The 19134-nt window shown below is 56.5% G+C and carries 16 protein-coding genes; 7 read left to right on the top strand and 9 right to left on the bottom strand.

Annotation, left to right across the window (positions count from 1 at the left end; translation table 11 throughout):
* Window positions 1-27 precede the first annotated feature (27 nt).
* Window positions 28-1254 (bottom strand): peptidase T, encoded by a 1227-nt coding sequence (gene pepT, locus NNN71_RS12885; RefSeq protein WP_271458632.1) that lies wholly within the window; start codon window positions 1252-1254, stop codon window positions 28-30.
* A gap of 268 nt (window positions 1255-1522) precedes the next feature.
* On the opposite strand from pepT, the gene potA reads away from it, so the two are divergent.
* Genes potA through potD form a run of 4 tightly spaced genes read left to right on the top strand, consistent with a single transcriptional unit; the run spans window position 1523 to window position 5351 of the window.
* Window positions 1523-2659: a spermidine/putrescine ABC transporter ATP-binding protein PotA gene (potA, locus tag NNN71_RS12880; protein WP_163448080.1), complete on the top strand. Its 1137-nt coding sequence runs from the start codon at window positions 1523-1525 to the stop codon at window positions 2657-2659.
* Window positions 2643-3500 carry a spermidine/putrescine ABC transporter permease PotB gene (gene potB, locus NNN71_RS12875; protein ID WP_163448081.1) on the top strand — a complete coding sequence of 286 codons (858 nt, stop codon included), beginning with the start codon at window positions 2643-2645 and terminating at the stop codon, window positions 3498-3500. Before potA ends, potB begins: the two co-directional genes overlap by 17 nt.
* Window positions 3497-4288 (top strand): spermidine/putrescine ABC transporter permease PotC, encoded by a 792-nt coding sequence (potC, locus tag NNN71_RS12870; RefSeq protein ID WP_163448082.1) that lies wholly within the window; start codon window positions 3497-3499, stop codon window positions 4286-4288. Before potB ends, potC begins: the two co-directional genes overlap by 4 nt.
* Window positions 4289-4304: 16 nt before the next feature.
* Window positions 4305-5351: a spermidine/putrescine ABC transporter substrate-binding protein PotD gene (potD, locus tag NNN71_RS12865; protein ID WP_064549194.1), complete on the top strand. Its 1047-nt coding sequence runs from the start codon at window positions 4305-4307 to the stop codon at window positions 5349-5351.
* 92 nt (window positions 5352-5443) lie between these two features.
* Here the strand turns inward: potD and cobB are convergent, their stop codons facing one another.
* From cobB to lolC, 5 genes are read right to left on the bottom strand one after another with little or no spacing between them, the layout of a single operon-like run.
* Window positions 5444-6265: a Sir2 family NAD+-dependent deacetylase gene (gene cobB, locus NNN71_RS12860; protein WP_163448083.1), complete on the bottom strand. Its 822-nt coding sequence runs from the start codon at window positions 6263-6265 to the stop codon at window positions 5444-5446.
* Between the two features lie 12 nt (window positions 6266-6277).
* Entirely contained in the window at window positions 6278-7189 is a 912-nt protein-coding gene (gene nagK, locus NNN71_RS12855) for an N-acetylglucosamine kinase (protein ID WP_271458635.1), read from the bottom strand.
* A 60-nt stretch (window positions 7190-7249) separates the two neighbouring features.
* Complete coding sequence (gene lolE / locus NNN71_RS12850; RefSeq protein WP_163448084.1) at window positions 7250-8494, bottom strand: lipoprotein-releasing ABC transporter permease subunit LolE; 1245 nt, start codon at window positions 8492-8494, stop codon at window positions 7250-7252.
* Window positions 8494-9195 carry a lipoprotein-releasing ABC transporter ATP-binding protein LolD gene (lolD, locus tag NNN71_RS12845; protein ID WP_064549182.1) on the bottom strand — a complete coding sequence of 234 codons (702 nt, stop codon included), beginning with the start codon at window positions 9193-9195 and terminating at the stop codon, window positions 8494-8496. Before lolD ends, lolE begins: the two co-directional genes overlap by 1 nt.
* A complete protein-coding gene (lolC, locus tag NNN71_RS12840) occupies window positions 9188-10387 on the bottom strand; it encodes a lipoprotein-releasing ABC transporter permease subunit LolC (protein ID WP_163448085.1) in 1200 nt (399 codons plus the stop codon). The genes lolD and lolC overlap by 8 nt, the downstream gene beginning before the upstream one ends.
* A gap of 174 nt (window positions 10388-10561) precedes the next feature.
* Between lolC and NNN71_RS12835 the strand changes: the two genes are divergently transcribed.
* Window positions 10562-11179: a DUF2238 domain-containing protein gene (locus NNN71_RS12835; protein WP_163448136.1), complete on the top strand. Its 618-nt coding sequence runs from the start codon at window positions 10562-10564 to the stop codon at window positions 11177-11179.
* 48 nt (window positions 11180-11227) lie between these two features.
* Here NNN71_RS12835 and NNN71_RS12830 read toward each other — a convergent pair whose 3' ends face one another.
* The 3 genes from NNN71_RS12830 to NNN71_RS12820 form a co-directional block, all read right to left on the bottom strand.
* Complete coding sequence (locus tag NNN71_RS12830; RefSeq protein ID WP_163448086.1) at window positions 11228-11482, bottom strand: SemiSWEET transporter; 255 nt, start codon at window positions 11480-11482, stop codon at window positions 11228-11230.
* Window positions 11483-11484: 2 nt separating this feature from the next.
* Window positions 11485-12915 (bottom strand): melibiose:sodium transporter MelB, encoded by a 1431-nt coding sequence (gene melB / locus NNN71_RS12825; protein WP_271458631.1) that lies wholly within the window; start codon window positions 12913-12915, stop codon window positions 11485-11487.
* An 89-nt stretch (window positions 12916-13004) separates the two neighbouring features.
* A complete protein-coding gene (locus tag NNN71_RS12820) occupies window positions 13005-14360 on the bottom strand; it encodes an alpha-glucosidase/alpha-galactosidase (RefSeq protein ID WP_271458630.1) in 1356 nt (451 codons plus the stop codon).
* A 269-nt stretch (window positions 14361-14629) separates the two neighbouring features.
* On the opposite strand from NNN71_RS12820, the gene melR reads away from it, so the two are divergent.
* A complete protein-coding gene (melR, locus tag NNN71_RS12815) occupies window positions 14630-15556 on the top strand; it encodes a transcriptional regulator MelR (protein ID WP_271458629.1) in 927 nt (308 codons plus the stop codon).
* A 117-nt stretch (window positions 15557-15673) separates the two neighbouring features.
* Window positions 15674-19120, top strand: a complete 3447-nt coding sequence (gene mfd / locus NNN71_RS12810) for a transcription-repair coupling factor (protein WP_249021999.1) — start codon at window positions 15674-15676, stop codon at window positions 19118-19120.
* The last annotated feature ends 14 nt before the right edge of the window (window positions 19121-19134 follow it).

Raw genomic sequence — 19134 nt, 5'->3', positions numbered from 1 at the left:
TGTTCGCAAGCGACCCCGGGTTATTTTTTAGCTGCGTTTCGCGGTTAGCTCGGCGATACGCACAATCACCTTCACCGCTTTCTCCATTCCTTCCAGGGTCACGAACTCGTGCTTGCCATGGTAGTTATAGCCGCCAGTGAAAATATTCGGGCACGGTAGTCCCATAAACGACAGCTGTGCGCCGTCGGTGCCGCCGCGGATCGGCTTGAGATCGGGCTCAATATCGCAATCGCGCATTGCCTGTTGGGCGATATCGACAATGTGCGGATGTTCCGCCACCTTCTCACGCATATTGTAGTAGCTGTCTTCGATAATCAGCTCAATATAGCAGTCCGGGTGCAGCCCTTTGCCCACCTTCTTGGCGATCTCCATCATCTTGCGCTTGCGGGCTTCAAACTGCTTGCGGTCAAAATCGCGCACGATGTAGTGCATTTCCGCGCGGTCAACCGTGCCCTTAATGCTGGTGAGATGATAGAAACCTTCATAGCCTTCGGTTTTTTCCGGGCTTTCATCGGCCGGCACTTCCGCATGAATGCGCGTCGCCAGCGACAGCGCATTCACCATTACCCCTTTGGCCGTGCCCGGGTGGACGTTGTTACCGACAATTTTGATAGTGACCGACGCTGCGTTGAAGTTTTCATACTCCAGTTCCCCCACGCCGCCGCCGTCAATGGTATAGGCCCACTGAGCGTTAAACGCTTCAACGTCGAAGTGTTTCGCCCCTTTGCCCACTTCTTCATCCGGTGTAAAGGCCACACGGATATCCCCGTGCGGGATGTTCTGGCCTTTCAGCACCGCCAGCGCGGTCATGATTTCGGCGATGCCGGCTTTATCATCGGCGCCAAGCAGCGTTTTGCCGTCTGTGGTAATCAGCGTCTGACCCAACAGTTGATGCAACACCGGGAACATCACCGGCGAAAGCACTTCATCACCGATGCCCAGCGCGATATCGCCACCGCGATAGTTTTCCACAATCTGCGGGTTAACGTTCTTACCACTAAAATCCGGTGCGGTATCCACATGGGAGATAAAACCAATCGCCGGAATGTCGCCGCTGACGTTCGCAGGCAGGGTGCCCATGACCGTGCCCTTCTCGCTCAGCGTAACGTTCACCAGCCCCATCGTTTCTAATTGCTCTTTGAGCAGATGTAACAGTTTCCACTGCCCTTCGGTACTCGGCACCTGACGCACGCCGGGCTTCGATTGCGTGTCCAGAGAAACGTACTGCAAAAAACGCTCAAGCAATTTATCCATGTAGCCACCCTCACTTTTTGTGACAACATTATCAATAAGCCATAAAAGACAAATATTGCGTCAGGTCACTTTTAGCCCGGCAAAGGCAACTTTTTTTCCCCGAACGGCATCTAATCGTCAGATATTCCTATAGTAAGTTTAACAAGGATTGGCGATTGAGCACGTTTGCCGTAGAATGCCAGCCCTTATTAATACGTATCAGACCTCTAAACGTCTAAAGGTGGTTAACCACAAACCCCGCATCGCCAGATTTTTTCGATGCGTTTACATGGGACAGAGTAATAAATTGAATACAAAATCGCGTTCGCTGTCACCGCTGGTGGAACTGGTGGGGATTCGCAAGGACTTCGATGGTAAAACGGTCATTTCGGATCTCGATTTGACCATCAATAACGGCGAGTTTCTCACGCTGCTTGGCCCCTCGGGCTGCGGCAAAACGACCGTCCTGCGCCTGATTGCCGGGCTGGAGAGCGTCGATGCCGGGCAGATCCACCTGGAAAACCAGGATATCACCCACGTTCCGGCTGAAGATCGCCACGTCAATACCGTATTCCAGAGCTACGCGCTCTTCCCGCACATGACCGTTTTCGACAATGTCGCGTTTGGCCTGCGCATGCAAAAAACGCCGGCCAGCGAAATTACGCCGCGAGTGCTTGACGCCCTGCGTATGGTCCAACTGGAAGAGTTCGCACAACGTAAACCGCATCAGCTTTCCGGCGGCCAGCAGCAGCGCGTCGCCATCGCCCGCGCGGTGGTCAATAAGCCTAGCCTGCTGCTGCTGGATGAGTCGCTCTCCGCACTCGACTACAAGCTGCGTAAGCAGATGCAGAACGAGCTAAAGGCCCTGCAGCGTAAGCTCGGCATCACCTTTGTCTTCGTCACCCACGATCAGGAAGAAGCGCTGACCATGTCAGACCGCATCGTGGTCATGCGCGACGGTAAAATTGAGCAGGACGGCACGCCGCGTGAAATCTACGAAGAGCCGAAAAACCTGTTTGTGGCGGGCTTTATCGGCGAGATTAATCTCTTCGATGCGACCGTCATTGAGCGCCTTGACGAGCAGCGCGTGCGCGCCAACGTGGAAGGTCGCGAGTGCAATATCTACGTCAACTTCCCGGTCACCGCGGGACAAAAGCTCCACGTTCTGCTGCGCCCGGAAGATCTCCGCGTCGATGAGATCCACGATGGTACCGAGCTGGAAGGGCTTATCGGCTATATCCGTGAACGCAACTACAAGGGCATGACCCTGGAGTCGGTTGTCGAACTGGAAAACGGCAAGATGGTGATGGTCAGCGAATTCTTCAACGAAGACGATCCTGATTTCGACCACTCGCTGGACCAGAAAATGGCGATTAACTGGGTCGAAAGCTGGGAGGTCGTACTGGCTGATGAAGAGCACAAGTAAGTTCCAGAACGTGGTGATTGCCACCATCGTCGGTTGGCTTGTGCTGTTTGTGTTCCTGCCCAACCTGATGATCATCGTCACCAGCTTTCTGACGCGTGACGATGCCAACTTTGTCCAGATGGTCTTCACGCTGGACAACTACGCGCGCCTGCTCGACCCGCTGTATGCGCAGGTGCTGCTGCACTCGTTGAATATGGCGGCCATCGCCACGCTGGCGTGTCTGGTGCTGGGCTACCCCTTCGCCTGGTTCCTTGCCCGCCTGCCGCAGAAGGTGCGCCCACTGCTGCTGTTTTTGCTGATTGTCCCCTTCTGGACCAACTCGCTGATCCGCATCTATGGGCTGAAAATTTTCCTCAGCACCAAAGGCTACCTCAACGAGTTCCTGCTGTGGCTCGGCATCATTGATACCCCTATACGCATCATGTTCACCCCCAGCGCGGTGATCATCGGCCTGGTGTATATCCTGCTGCCCTTTATGGTCATGCCGCTGTACTCCAGCATCGAAAAGCTCGACAAACCGCTGCTGGAAGCGGCGAAAGACCTCGGCGCCAACAAGCTGCAAACCTTTATCCGTATTATTATTCCGTTGACCATGCCGGGGATTATCGCCGGTTGTCTGCTGGTGATGTTACCGGCGATGGGGCTGTTCTACGTCTCAGACCTGATGGGCGGCGCGAAGAACCTGCTGATTGGCAACGTCATTAAGAGCCAGTTCCTCAACATTCGCGACTGGCCTTTCGGCGCGGCCACCAGCATTACGTTGACGGTGGTGATGGGGCTGATGCTGCTGGTCTACTGGCGCGCCTCGCGTTTGCTGAATAAAAAGGTGGAACTGGAATGATCGGTCGACTGCTGCGCGGCGGCTTTATGACCGCCATTTATGCTTATCTCTATATTCCGATTATCATTTTGATCGTGAACTCGTTTAACAGCTCACGTTTCGGGATCAACTGGCAGGGTTTTACCACCCAGTGGTACAGCCTGCTGATGAACAACGACAGCCTGCTGCAGGCGGCCCAACACTCGCTGACGATGGCGATTTTCTCCGCCACCGCCGCGACGCTTATTGGTTCGCTGACCGCTGTGGCGCTCTATCGCTACCGTTTCCGCGGTAAACCGTTTGTCAGCGGGATGCTGTTTGTGGTGATGATGTCGCCGGATATCGTCATGGCTATCTCCCTGCTGGTGCTGTTTATGCTGATAGGGATTCAGCTCGGCTTCTGGTCGCTGCTGTTCTCGCACATCACGTTCTGCCTGCCGTTCGTGGTGGTCACCGTCTTCTCGCGTCTGAAAGGCTTTGACGTACGGATGCTCGAGGCGGCGAAAGATCTGGGGGCCAGCGAGTTGACCATCCTGCGCAAAATTATTCTGCCGCTGGCTATGCCGGCGGTCGCCGCGGGCTGGCTGCTGAGCTTCACCCTGTCGATGGATGACGTGGTGGTTTCGTCGTTCGTCACCGGGCCAGGCTACGAGATTCTGCCGCTGAAGATCTACTCGATGGTGAAGGTTGGCGTATCGCCAGAAGTGAACGCGCTGGCTACCATTCTGCTGGTTCTGTCGCTGGTAATGGTGATTGCCAGCCAGCTGATTGCACGTGATAAAACGAAGGGCCTGAAGGTCAGGCACTAAACTCAGGGGACGTAAAATGATGAAATGGTCACGCCACCTGCTCGCGGCAGGTGCTTTAGCGCTCGGTATGAGCGCAGCCCACGCGGACGATAGCAAAACGCTGTATTTCTATAACTGGACGGAATATGTTCCGCCCGGACTGCTGGAACAGTTCACCAAAGAGACCGGCATTAAGGTTATCTATTCGACATACGAATCGAATGAAACCATGTACGCCAAGCTCAAGACCTATAAAGACGGTGCCTATGACCTGGTGGTGCCGTCCACCTACTTTGTCGACAAAATGCGCAAAGAAGGGATGATTCAGAAGATCGATAAAACGCAGCTGAGTAACTTCAAAAATCTCGACCCGGAGATGCTCAATAAGCCGTTCGACCCGAATAACGACTACTCCATTCCGTACATCTGGGGGGCGACCGCTATTGGCGTCAACAGCGACGCGATTGACCCGAAAACCGTCACCAGCTGGGCCGATCTGTGGAAACCGGAATACAAAGGCAGCCTGCTGCTGACCGACGATGCTCGCGAAGTGTTCCAGATCGCGCTGCGCAAGCTGGGCTATTCCGGCAACACCACCGACCCGAAAGAGATTGAAGCGGCCTATAACGAGCTGAAAAAACTGATGCCAAACGTGGCCGCCTTCAACTCTGACAACCCGGCCAACCCGTATATGGAAGGCGAAGTGAATCTCGGCATGGTGTGGAACGGTTCGGCATTCGTCGCCCGTCAGGCAGGTACGCCGCTGGAAATCGTCTGGCCGAAAGAAGGCGGTATCTTCTGGATGGACAGCCTGGCGATTCCGGCCAACGCCAAAAACAAAGCGGGCGCGCTGAAGCTGATTAACTTCCTGCTGCGCCCGGACGTGGCTAAACAGGTTGCAGAAACCATCGGCTACCCGACGCCAAACCTGGCGGCGCGCAAGCTGCTGAGCCCGGAAGTGGCCAACGACAAGTCGCTCTACCCGGACGCGGAAACCGTGCAGAAAGGCGAGTGGCAGAACGATGTGGGCGCTGCCAGCACGCTGTACGAAGAGTATTATCAGAAGCTGAAGGCCGGGCGTTAATCCCGCCACCCGGTTGAGCGAAGCGACACCGGGATAACGGCCACAAAAAAGCGGAGCCCAGGCTCCGCTTTTTCATTATCGACACCGCGAGATTACAGTTCTTTCAGCAGTTTCGCCACATACGCTGGCACCACTTCACTCGCCAACCCATAGTGCTTTTCTTCAAACTCACTGCCGACCTGGCTGGGTTCGAGGTTGAGTTCCACGGTATGAGCGCCGTGTAGCTTAGCCTCGTGGACGAATCCAGCAGCCGGGTAAACGTGGCCTGACGTACCAATGGCGATAAAGATGTCGGCCATCGACAGCGCGAGGTAGATATGGTCCATCTCAAACGGCATCTCGCCAAACCAGACGATATGCGGACGCAGCGGCGCCGGGAACTGACAGCAGTGGCAGCGTTCGTCTACCGGCAAATCGCCCGGCCAGTCGAACACCTGGCCGCTTTGGGTGCAGCGCACCTTCAACAGCTCACCGTGCATATGCAGCACGTTTTTGTTGCCCGCGCGCTCGTGCAGATTGTCGATGTTCTGCGTGACCAGCATAAAGTTCTCGCCGAGCGCCTCTTCCAGCCGGGCCAGCGCCAGGTGCGCCGCGTTAGGCGCAATCTCCGGCTGCTGGAGCTGACGGCGACGAGCGTTGTAAAAGCTCTGCACCAGCTCAGGATTACGCGCGAAGCCTTCCGGCGTCGCCACGTCCTCAACCTTATGCTCTTCCCATAGCCCATCGGCCGCCCGGAAAGTTCGAATCCCCGACTCTGCCGAAATCCCCGCGCCGGTTAACACCAACACTCTTGGTTTATCCATCTCTTCTGGCATCACCCTGTCCGTGAAAAAAATCCGCTGGCGCAGACGCTGGCGCAGCTGACGTTTATTCCGACGAAAACGGCTCAATCGATGTAAGCGGCGCGACTGCATATCTACTCCATGTTAGTTGGTCAGATGAAGGAACGCAGCGCCGCGCATCCCCCCTGCATCACCGTGGCGTGCGCGTTCAATGCGCGGCGTGCGGGCTACAGGCAGTAAATGACGCGGTAAGCGGTGCGCAAGTCCATCGGCGATCGCTGAAAAATTTGATAACCCACCGCCGAGCACCAGCAGATCCGGGTCGACAATGGTCAGTATATTCCCCAGGCACACGGCGAGCAGATCGAGGTAAAGCTCAACGTGCTCGCGCGCCCTTTCGTCTCCCTGCTGCCAGAGGGCAACAATTTCCGGCGAGGTCAGCGGCTGCTGGTAGACATGGTTGTACAGCCACGCAAACCCACGACCGGATAAATAGTTTTCGATACAGCCTAGCTGGCTGCAGCCGCAGCGCACCAGCGGGAAATCACGCCCCACCACTTCCAGCGCGTCGACCGGCAGGCGAATATGACCAAACTCGCCGGTAATATAACTGTGACCGGTAATCGATTTACCGTTCAGTACGATACCGCCACCGACGCCGGTGCCAAGAATCAAGCCCATCACCAGCGGGTACTGGGTAAACTCGTCGTCCCAGGCCTCGGAGATGGCAAAACAGTTAGCGTCGTTATCCAGACGTACGTCGCGGTCGAGCAAACGGCTAAGATCCGCACGGAGCGGTCGACCGGTCGCCGCCGGGACGTTCGCCGCATACAGCGTGCCGTCTTCAGTTTCCGGCATACCGGGAATGCCGATACCCACGGTGCCACGGCAGTTAAAACGTGCGTCGGCTTCCGCCACCAGCCCGGTTACCGCTTCAAGGAAGCTTTCATAGCTCTCTTTCGGCGTCGGGATACGTTTTTCCCATTGAAGCTGGCGCGATGAATCAAATACGCCCAGCGCGATTTTGCTGCCGCCAATGTCAAATCCATAATGCATCATTGTTCATTCCTCTAACTGACGCACGCAGCAGCAACGCCGCGCGGTCAGGACGTCAAATTACTGGCCACTCAGCACCCTCGCAGGGTCGATACGGCTGGCGCGGCGGGCGGGATACCAGCTTGCCAGCAGACTCAGCAACAGTGCCGTGACCAGCACATAAACGACATCCAGCCAGTGCAGTTCAGACGGCAGGAAGTCGATAAAATAGATGTCACCCGATAAGAATTGATGACCAATAATCTTTTCAATCACCTTAATAATGTCGGTGAGGTACAGCGAAGCGAACACGCCGATAACCACACCACAAAGACTGCCCAACAGGCCAGCCAATAAACCATACCACACGAAAATTGCGCGAATCAGCCCGTCTTTGGCGCCCAATGTGCGCAGGACCGCAATATCGCTACTTTTATCTTTCACCGCCATCACTAACGTCGACACGATGTTAAAACAGGCCACGCCGATCACCAGCACCATCGCCAGATACATAATCGCGCGGATCATCTGAATGTCGCGATACATATAGCCGTAGGTGCCAATCCAGCTCTTGATATAGACGTAGTTATTGGTGACCTCGCCCGCGTCGCGCACCAGTTTGTTGGCGTTGAACACGTCGTTCACTTTAATGGCGATACCGGTGATGCTTTCTCCCATATCCAGATACTGCTGGGCATCCTGCATCGGAATCATGGCGAAGCTGTGGTCAAGCTGACCGCTCAACTGGAGAATACCGATGACGTGCAGGCGCACGCGTTTCGGTTGCAGCAGCTTATGCTCGGGGTTCGAGTTGGGGATCATGATCGACACCCAGTCTCCGGCTTTCACCTTCAGCGCATCGGCGACGCCTTTGCCAAGGATAATTTGCTGCTCTCCGGCCTTAAAATTCGCCCAGGCATTCGCCTGAACAAAGCGCGGCAGAGCGCTCAGTTTACTCTCTTGCTGCGGATCGACGCCTTTGACCTGAATGGCGCGCAGGTTGCTACCGCTCTCCACCAGGCCGGTAAAGTTGATGTACGGCGCCGCGGCCTCAATGCCTTTCACGGCTTCAACTTTCGGCAGTACGTTTTGCCAGTGGTTCCACGGCGGGTTGACCGCTTCGATTTCGCCGTGCGGCACCACCGCAAGAATGCGGTTGTTCAGCTCGCGCTCGAAGCCGTTCATCGCGCTCAGGCCGACGATCAGCACCGCCACGCCCAGCGCAATCCCCACGGTGGAGATAACGGAAATCAGCGACACCATGCCGCTGCGCCGACGCCCGCGGCTAAAGCGCAGGCCAATCAGTAACGACAGCGAAGGAGCCATTAATGCGCTCCCATCAGGGTCAGTTGGTCGCTCAGGTGACCGTCGCGCATCTCCAGCTGACGCCCCATGCGTTTCGCCAGCTGCAGGTCGTGGGTCACCACCAGGAAGGCCGTTCCCTGCGACTGGTTCAGCTCGCCCAGCAGTTTAAAAATGCTGTCGGCGTTTTTGGCATCGAGGTTACCGGTGGGTTCATCCGCCAGCACCAGGCGCGGGTTATTGACCAGCGCACGGGCAATCGCCACGCGCTGGCGTTCGCCGCCGGACAGCTCCGACGGACGGTGATTCGCACGGTGGGCCAGCCCGACCGCTTTCAGCATCTCCAGCGCGCGCGAGTTGATCTCAGCGGCTTTCTTTTTGCCAATCAGCAGCGGCATCGCCACGTTTTCCAGCGCGGTAAAGTCCGGCAGCAGGTGGTGGAACTGGTAGATAAATCCGAGTTTCTGATTACGCAGCTCGGCCTTCGCCGCCGAAGAGAGTTTGCTCATCGGCTGGCCGCTGAAAATCACGTCGCCACTGGTTGGCGTATCCAGCCCGCCCAGCAAATGCAGCAGCGTACTTTTCCCGGAACCCGAGGTACCGACGATAGCCATCATTTCACCCTCGCCCACGCTGAAGCTAACGTTGTGCAGCACGTCAGTCTGCACCGAGCCTTCCTGATAGCGTTTGCACAGGTTGTCGCATTGCAACAGGATCTTATTCATAACGTAAAGCCTCAGCGGGTTGGGTGGCGGCAGCGCGCCAGGAAGGGTACAGCGTTGACAGCAGCGCCAGGGCCATCGCCACCAGCGCAATCACGATAACCTGCAGCGGCTCGATGGCAACCGGCAACGCCGCACCGTCGAGGAACGCGCCGATAATCGGCATTAAATTATTGAGCTGGCTGGCGAGCAGCACGCCCAGCAGCGCGCCAAGCACCGCGCCGATGATGCCCGCACTGGCCCCCTGCACCATAAAGACGGTGAGGATTTGCCGCGGCGTCAGCCCCTGCGTTTGCAGAATCGCCACTTCGCCCTGCTTCTCCATCACCATCAGTCCCAGCGAGGTGATGATGTTAAACGCGGCGACCGCGACGATCAGGCTCAACAGCAGCCCCATCATGTTTTTTTCCATGCGCACGGCCTGGAATAGCTCGCCTTTACGCTCGCGCCAGTCCTGCCATTTGGTGCCTTCCGGCAGCGTTTGCTGGCTGAGGGTGTCGACCTGCAGCGGTTTATCCAGCCACAGACGCCAGCCGGTAATGTTGCCCTGCGGATAGAGCATCAGACGCGAGGCATCCTGAATATTGACCAGCATCTGATAGCCATCGACTTCGCTGTTGGCGGCGAAGGTGCCAATCACCGTGAACAAGCGCTGGCTCGGCAGACGCCCCATCGGGGTGAACTGGCTGGCAGACGGTACCATCACGCGGATTTGATCGCCGCGATTGACGCCTAACTGGCCTGCCAGTTGTTCGCCAAGAATCACGTTGTATTTCCCGGCGGTGAGATCGGTTTGCTTGACGTTCACCAGATACGGCGTCAGCGGATCTTTTTGCGCCGGGTCAATACCCAGCATGACGCCCACCGAGACGCTACGCGCGCTTTGCAGCACCACATCGCCGGTGGTGAGCGGTGCAATACGGGTCACGCCCTGGAGCTTCACGCTCGCTTCCGGGATTTTTTGCGGATTCAGGGAACCCTGTTCAGCGCTCAGAATGGCCTGCGGCATCAGCCCCAGAATGTTGTTTTGCAGCTCGCGTTCAAAGCCGTTCATCACCGAAAGGACGGTGACCAGCGCCATCACGCCAAGCGTAATGCCGATTGTCGACAGCCAGGAAACAAAGCGACCGAAGCGGTCCGCTGCTCGCCCACGCATGTAGCGCAGGCCGATAAATAGTGCGACAGGTTGATACATGTAATCCGTCTGGTTGCTGATAGCAGAAGCACGAGTATATAAGCGAAAGCAGGATGGGTAAATGACTGAACCGTAAGCGCAAGGCTGACAATTCATCACAAGGGAATACGAATGTTGAAATTTTCAGCGACACGGTCAATAGTGATGTTTTCCATAACTCTTTGCGAAAGCCTGATGAACCGCACCGTTAACCCTCTGATATTGCGCACGGGGGCGCTGCTGCTAGCCCTCTTTCTGGTTTACACCGGCGTTAACGCCGCTGAAAAAGTGACCTGGCTGATGGAGGTCACGCCGGTGATTATCATCGTCCCGTTGCTGCTTTTCACCGCCCACCGTTATCCACTTACCCCGCTGCTTTACGCGCTGATTTTCTGTCACGCCATTATTTTGATGGTCGGCGGTCAGTATACCTACGCGAAGGTGCCCATCGGCTTTGATGTCCAGCAATGGTTTAACCTGAGCCGCAACCCTTATGACAAGCTCGGCCACTTTTTCCAGGGCCTGGTACCTGCGCTGGCGGCACGCGAAATTCTGCTGCGCGGGAGTATCGTCAAAGGTCCTAAAATGCTGGCATTTCTGGTGTGCTGCGTGGCGCTGGCCATTAGCGCCACCTACGAGCTGATTGAATGGTGGGCCGCCCTGGCGATGGGGCAAGGCGCGGATGATTTCCTCGGCACTCAGGGGGACCCGTGGGATACGCAATCGGATATGTTCTGCGCCCTGCTGGGCGCGCTGACCACGGTGCTGCTGCTTGCTCGCTGGCATAACCGTCAGTTAAACGCGGGCAGATGACACCAATGCCGATCCGGCCTACAGGATGGCTCCTGCAGGCCGGTTTCCCTACCCTCGACGCAGCTTAATGACAAGGATCGGCATCGCAAACACCAGCGTCAGAAAATTCGCCATACTCACGGCCTTGTCTTCAATCATCAAACCGTAAACCAGCCACATCACCAGCCCGCAGACAAACATCACGTACATCAGACCCGAAATGCCCTGGGTGTTGCGAGTGACAATAACCTTAATGGCCTGCGGCAAAAAAGAGAGCGTGGTGAGACAGGCTGCCAGATAGCCAATCCATGATGTCCATTCCATGATTACGCCTTCACATCCCGTACAACGCTCGCCACTGGGGCTGGATTGTCCAGCGCCACGGCAGGCGATGGCGTTTTGCGATACTTATCCAACAGGTGAATCTGAATTTTCCGCAAGGCATCGCCATTCAGGCGGTAATAACGGAAATACAGCACCAGCGTCATGATGAAAAACAGTGCCGGTAACGCAATCATAATGAACTGCATGCCCTGAATGGTTTGCGCCGACTGCACCACATTTGGGGTATAGCCGATGATGCCCAACACCACGGCGATAAAGAAAGCCGCAAATGCCGAACCGCCCTTCACCACCATCGTCTGCACCGAGTAAGCAATACTTTCGCAGCGAACGTTGAGCTTGTACTCGCCATAGTCGACGGTATCCGCCACCATGATGACCTGCAGAACCCAGAACAGCGCGGTTCCCACGTTAAGGAACACTCCGGCCACGATAATCAGCGGCGCGTTGTGATATCCCGCCAGCGCCATCGCAAACAGCCCGATGCAGCTGATCACCGGCAGAATTGACGCCCCGGCCCACAGTACGCGTCTCGACAGCGCGTTCACCAGCCTCGGGAAGAGAATTAGAGTGAGTAAATTCGCCGCGCCCGCGTAGGAAAGGTAGTACGGGAACAGTGCCGCATCGCCAATCACGTAGGTGAAGTAGTAAATCGCAAAGCCAGTAATGATGTTAGAGGCAATGTTGTAAGCCAGCGCCATCCCCAACAGGCAGGAGAGCTGATCGTTTTTATAAATCAGCGCCACAATCCCTTTTAACGTCAGACGAGCACTATCGGAAGCCGCGTCGCTGTCGGAGGAGAAAACTTCGTGCACGTTGCGCAGCGTGACAACGGTCGAGACGATAAAGAAAGCAATCAGCACCAGCGTAAACATCTGGAAACCAAACCCACGATCCGCGCCGCCGACGGCGTCCACAAACGGTAGCGTAATGCCTGCCGTGACAAATCCGGCCAGGCTGGCGAAGAAACGCGGATACGGAACCAGTTGTTCGCGTTCGCGCTTATCAAGGGTAATCGTCGGCACCAGCGACCAGAAAGGAATATCCATAATGGTGTAGGTCATTCCCCACAGGATATAGGTGACGCAGACAAAAACGACCTGCGCGGTGCCTTCAAACAGATGAGCGCTGAACAGTAAAAATAGAATCAGCGAGTTCGCAAGCGTACCGATAAGGATCCACGGTTTGAATTTGCCCCATCGCGTTCGCGTGGCGTTCACTATCCATCCCATGATGGGGTCGTTAATCGCATCCCAGATACGCGCCACAAGGAACAGCGTGCCCACCAGGCCAACCGACAGCCCGACGACGTCGGTGTAGTAATACATCAGATACATATAAACAATGCCGATGGCGAAATCTTTACCAAACGCACCGAATCCGTAACTGAGTTTTGTTGTCAGAGAGATGCTCATAGGGTACCGGGTCACTGTTACCAGTGCCCGCCTTCTGTTATTAGCGAGAGGTAAAGCGCCGGATACTTTGCCCGGCGCCGTCATTTTTTTTAGCGGTGCAACCAGGCTGGCAACCAGTCGCCGTGGGCGGTAATCAGGTCATCCACCAGCGCATAGATTTCGTCGATGCCCAGTACGGCTGCGGTATGCGGATCCATCATCGCCGCGTGATAAACACGATCGCGATTTTCCGTCAGAATGGCCTCCGTCAGCAGCGTCTGCACGTTAATATTGGTCTGCATCATCGCCGCAAGGTGCGCGGGAATCGACCCCACTTTTGTCGGCTGAATACCGTTCGCATCGACCAGGCAAGCAACCTCCACGCAGCTGCCCTGCGGCAGGTTATCAATCAGACCGTCGTTACGTACGTTGCCATAAATAACGCTCGGCTCGCCGGTCCACAGGGCGTTCATGATGGTGCTGGCGTACTCTCTCGACGGTTTAATATCAATACGTTCAGCGGTTTTGTACTCTTCCAGCTCCTTATGCCAGTTTGCCAACTGTTCAACGCAACGTTTCGGGTATTCGTCCAGCGGTACCTTGTAGCGTTCGATCAGATCTTCGCGTCCGGGCTTAATAAACCACGGTGTATATTCAGCGAAATGCTCGGACGATTCGGTGACGAAGTAGCCCAGCTTTTTGAACATTTCATAGCGCACAACGTTCTGGCAGCGCGTATTGCCATGAATATTTGGCTTCGGGGCTTCGCCTGCGGCATAGGCAGCCAGCAGTTCCGGGTATAGATTGACGTACTCGCCGTCGGCGTTTTTGCGTTCCAGTTCAAGATAGAACGCCATGTGGTTAATACCGGCGCAGCGATAACGCAACGAAGCGGGATCAATACCGAGATCGCGAGCCAGCTCTTCCGCCGTTCCTTGTACCGAATGACACAGCCCCACCTGTTTGATGTGCGGGTAGCGAGCGTACATTGCCCAGGTGTTCATCGCCATCGGGTTAACGTAGTTAAGCATGGTGGCATTCGGGCACAGCTCACTCATATCCTCACAAATTTGCCAGAGATGCGGGATGGTCCGCAGCGCGCGCATAATGCCGCCAGGCCCAAGCGTATCGGCGATGGTTTGTTCCAGCCCGTGGCGTTTACACACCTCGAAGTCGGTCACGGTACAGGGTTCATAGCCGCCAATCTGGAAGGCGACGACCACAAAGTCCGCGCCCTGCAATGCCGCGCGCTGGTCGGTATGACAGGTAATATGGCCAGATGCTCCGGCCGAATCCATCAGCTTGCGCACCACAATGTGCGACTCTTCCAGCCGCGTGGCATCGATATCCATCAGGGCAATATGCGCGGACTTCAATGCTTCACGATGAAAAACATCGCCGAGGATATTTTTGACAAAAATCGTCGACCCGGCGCCGATAAAAGTAATTTTGGGTGCTGTCATCATGACTCTCCAGAACAATAAGTGGACAAGAACATGGTGGCATGCGGTACTCGGGAAAACTTCCACCTTCCGCGATGAGCATTCCCATAAACTCAGATCGGCGATCGGGCAGCGGGTGATCTGAGCTTTTGGGAATAAATGAGCGCAAAAGCAGAGTATACGGCCTGAATTAGCGGTTACTATTAGACTAAGCGATGGGTTTTGCAGCCGACTTCCCGGTTGTTAACTCCCCGCTCTGACGTCATTCTGATAAATCAGGAAATGGAGCCGCCATGAGCAACGAGCCAATCTCTCTTCTTCCGCCCGACCCGCACATGTGCAATGGCGATGAAAAACAGACCCGTAGCCCACTCTCACTCTATTCGGAATACCAGCGTCTTGATGTTGAACTCCGTCCACCGCACGCCATGCCCGCCAGCCACTGGCACGGACAGGTCGAGGTGAACGTGCCATTTGATGGTGACGTCGAATACCTGATCAACAATGAAGTCGTGCAGATAAAACAAGGGCATATCACCCTCTTCTGGGCCTGTACGCCGCACCAGCTCACCCGTCCGGGACATTGTCAGCAGATGGCTATTTTCAGCCTCCCTATGCATTTGTTCCTCTCCTGGCCGCTGGACCGCGAACTGGTCAACTACGTCACCCATGGCATGGTGATAAAGTCGCTCGCCACTCAGCAGCTGAGCGCCTTTGAAGTGACCCGCTGGCAGCAGGAGCTTGCCAGCCCGAATGAACAGATTCGTCAGTTGGCCATCGATGAAATAGCCCTGATGCTTAAGCGTTTTAGCCTCTCCGGCTGGCAGCCTATCCTGCTGAATAAGACCTCACGCACGCACAAAAACAGCGTCTCGCGCCACGCGCAGTTTTACGTCAGCCAGATGCTTGGGTTTATTGCCGATAACTATGATCAGGCGTTAACCATCAATGACGTCGCGGAACATGTGAAGCTGAATGCCAACTACGCGATGGGCATTTTCCAGCGCGTCATGCAGCTCACCTTAAAGCAGTACATTACGGCGATGCGCATCAACCACGTCCGCGCGCTGTTGAGCGATACGGATAAAACCATCATTGACGTTGCCATGACCGCGGGTTTTCGCTCCAGCAGCCGTTTTTACAGCACCTTCAGCAAATTGGTCGGCATGTCGCCACAGCAGTACCGCAAGCTCAGCCAGCAGAAGCGGCAAATGATCTGAAACGCGCCATCCCCGCATTTTCAGCGGTTGCACTCCGGCCACCATCACGGATAATAAGTACAGCAAATTTATATTATTACCGTGGAAATACGGCCTTCTGGAGAACGTGCGCTGACTATGCCTGAACTTGCCCGTTATGCCCTACCGACAAAACCCGGCGACCAGCGCCTGCTTGGCGAACTGACCGGCGCGGCCTGCGCGACATTGGTGGCGGATATCGCCGAGCGTCATGCGGGGCCGGTGGTGTTAATCGCCCCGGATATGCAGAACGCCCTGCGCCTGCACGATGAAATTGCTCAGTTTACCGACAGCCTGGTGATGAACCTCGCCGACTGGGAGACGCTGCCCTATGACAGCTTCTCGCCGCATCAGGATATTATCTCCTCGCGCCTGTCGACGCTCTACCAGTTACCCACCATGCAGCGCGGCGTATTGATCGTGCCGGTTAGCACGCTGATGCAGCGCGTCTGCCCGCACAGTTTCCTGCACGGCCACGCGCTGGTGATGAAAAAAGGCCAGCGCCTGTCGCGCGACGCCCTGCGCAGCCAGCTCGACAGCGCGGGTTATCGTCATGTCGATCAGGTGATGGAGCACGGTGAATACGCCACCCGCGGCGCGCTGCTGGATCTCTATCCGATGGGCAGCGAGCAGCCCTATCGCCTTGACTTCTTCGACGATGAAATCGACAGCCTGCGCGTGTTTGACGTCGACAGCCAGCGTACGCTGGAAGAGGTGGAAGCCATTAACCTGCTGCCCGCGCACGAATTCCCGACCGATAAAACCGCTATCGAACTGTTCCGCAGCCAATGGCGCGATAAGTTTGAGGTCAAACGTGACGCCGAGCATATCTACCAGCAGGTCAGTAAAGGCACGCTGCCTGCCGGGATCGAATACTGGCAGCCGCTGTTCTTCAGCGAGCCGCTGCCCGCGCTGTTCAGCTATTTCCCGGCCAACACTCTGCTGGTGAATACCGGCGACGTCGAGGCCAGCGCCAACCGTTTCCAGGCTGATGCACAGGCACGTTTTGAAAACCGCGGCGTGGATCCGATGCGTCCGCTGCTGCCGCCCGCCCAGCTGTGGCTGCGTACCGAAGAGCTGAACAGCGAGCTGAAAAAATGGCCGCGTATCCAGCTTAAAACCGAGCATCTGGCAGACAAAGCAGCGAATACCAACCTCGGCTTCCAGCCGCTGCCGGACCTTTCCGTCCAGGCGCAAAATAAATCGCCGCTGGATAACCTGCGTAAGTTTATCGAGTCCTTTAGCGGGCCGGTGGTCTTCTCGGTAGAGAGCGAGGGCCGCCGCGAAGCGTTAGGCGAACTGTTGGCGCGGATCAAGCTGTCGCCAAAACGGATTCAGCGGCTCGATGAAGCAAGCGGTAAAGGTCACTATCTGATGATCGGCGCCGCCGAGCACGGCTTTATCGATACGCAACATAACCTGGCGCTGATTTGCGAAAGCGATCTGCTGGGTGAGCGCGTGGCGCGTCGCCGTCAGGATGCCCGTCGGACCATTAACCCGGATACCCTGATTCGTAACCTGGCGGAGTTGCACATCGGCCAGCCGGTGGTGCATCTCGAGCACGGCGTAGGACGCTACGGCGGCATGACGACCCTGGAAGCAGGCGGTATTACCGCCGAGTATCTGATCCTCACCTACGCCAACGACGCCAAGCTGTACGTACCGGTCTCCTCATTGCACCTGATTAGCCGCTACGCCGGCGGCGCGGAAGAGAACGCGCCGCTGCACAAACTGGGCGGCGATGCCTGGAGCCGCGCGCGACAAAAAGCGGCGGAAAAAGTGCGCGATGTGGCCGCGGAGCTGCTGGATATCTACGCCCAGCGGGCAGCGAAAGAGGGCTTTGCCTTCAAGCACGATCGTGAACAGTATCAGCTGTTCTGCGACAGCTTCCCGTTTGAAACCACGCCGGATCAGGCCCAGGCAATCAACGCGGTGCTCAGCGACATGTGCCAGCCGCTGGCGATGGATCGTCTGGTATGCGGCGACGTTGGCTTTGGTAAAACCGAGGTCGCGATGCGCGCCGCCTTCCTCGCGGTTGAGAACCATAAGCAGGTTGCGGTGCTGGTGCCGACGACCCTGCTGGCGCAGCAGCACTATGATAACTTCCGCGACCGTTTCGCCAACTGGCCAGTGCGTATTGAGATGCTTTCCCGCTTCCGCAGCGCCAAAGAGCAGACGCAGATCCTGGCGGAAGCCGCCGAGGGCAAAATCGATATTCTGATCGGTACCCACAAGCTGCTGCAAAGCGACGTGAAGCTGCGCGATCTGGGGCTGCTGATCGTCGATGAAGAGCATCGCTTCGGCGTGCGCCACAAAGAGCGCATTAAAGCGATGCGCGCCGACGTCGACATTCTGACGCTCACCGCCACGCCTATTCCGCGAACCCTGAACATGGCGATGAGCGGTATGCGCGATCTGTCGATTATCGCTACCCCACCTGCCCGCCGTCTGGCGGTCAAAACCTTTGTGCGTGAGTACGATAGTCTGGTGGTGCGCGAAGCGATCCTGCGTGAAACGCTGCGCGGCGGCCAGGTGTACTACCTGTACAACGATGTCGAGAATATTCAGAAAGCCGCCGATAGACTGGCGGAACTGGTGCCGGAAGCGCGTATCGCCATCGGTCACGGCCAGATGCGCGAGCGCGAGCTGGAACGGGTGATGAACGATTTCCACCACCAGCGCTTCAACGTGCTGGTGTGTACCACCATCATCGAGACCGGTATCGACATTCCGACCGCCAATACCATCATCATCGAGCGCGCCGACCACTTTGGTCTGGCGCAGCTGCATCAGCTGCGCGGCCGCGTGGGGCGTTCGCACCACCAGGCCTATGCCTGGCTGCTGACGCCGCATCCTAAAGCCATGACCCCGGACGCCCAGAAACGTCTGGAAGCCATCGCCTCGCTGGAAGATTTGGGCGCAGGTTTTGCGCTGGCCACCCACGACCTCGAAATTCGCGGTGCGGGCGAACTGCTGGGCGAAGGGCAAAGCGGGCAGATGGAATCCATCGGCTTCTCGCTGTACATGGAGATGCTGGAAAACGCCGTCGATGCGCTAAAAGAGGGTCGCGAACCGTCGCTGGAGGATTTAACCAGCCAGCAAACCGAAGTTGAGCTGCGTATGCCGTCGCTGTTGCCGGATGATTTTATCCCGGACGTTAACACGCGCCTCTCCTTCTACAAGCGTATTGCCAGCGCGAAGAACGAAAACGAGTTGGAAGAGATCAAAGTTGAGCTGATCGATCGCTTCGGCCTGCTACCGGATGCAGCACGTAATCTGCTGGATATCGCCCGTCTGCGTCAGCAGGCGCAAAAGCTGGGGATCCGTAAGCTGGAAGGCAACGAGAAAGGCGGCGTGATTGAATTTGCCGAGAAGAATCACGTCAACCCAACGTGGCTGATTGGCCTGCTGCAAAAACAGCCGCAGCACTTCCGCCTCGACGGTCCGACACGGTTGAAATTCTTCCAGGAGCTCGGCGAGCGTAAGACGCGCATGGATTGGGTTCGTCAGTTTATGCGTCAACTGGAAGAAAACGCCCTCGCCTGAACGAAATAACAGAC

The organism is Kluyvera sp. Awk 3 (assembly GCF_028069715.1).
GTDB lineage: Bacteria > Pseudomonadota > Gammaproteobacteria > Enterobacterales > Enterobacteriaceae > Kluyvera > Kluyvera georgiana_A.
This window is presented reverse-complemented; position numbering and strand designations above follow the sequence as displayed.